Origin of the sequence: Vibrio sp. L85 (assembly GCF_963871815.1) — a bacterium.
Lineage (GTDB): Bacteria > Pseudomonadota > Gammaproteobacteria > Enterobacterales > Vibrionaceae > Vibrio > Vibrio harveyi.
On sequence record NZ_CAWMYL010000163.1, the window covers coordinates 1 to 287 of the forward strand.

General features: G+C 42.2%; 1 protein-coding gene. It reads left to right on the forward strand.

Features of this window, described 5'->3' with window-relative positions:
• A partial coding sequence (locus tag AACR11_RS15820) for an Rpn family recombination-promoting nuclease/putative transposase (RefSeq protein WP_189338775.1) occupies positions 1 to 287 on the forward strand: 287 nt, incomplete at both ends.

Here is a 287-nt window from a genome sequence, read left to right on the forward strand (position 1 = left end):
GTGGATGTGACGGTGATACCGGATGATGAAATCATTCGGCATAAACGAGTAGCACTGTTAGAGCTGGTGCAAAAGCATGTACGACAAAGAGACCTGTTGGATTTTACAGACACACTGGTTACACTGTTATTAGAACGTTTAATAACAACGAATCAATTAGAGAGTTTAGTAGAGTATTTGCTGAGAGTAGGGGAGACATCAAATCTAGAAGGTTTGATGCGAACATTAGCCCAGCAAGTGCCGGAGCATGAGGAACGTTTCATGACAGTAGCAGAACAATTAGAAGC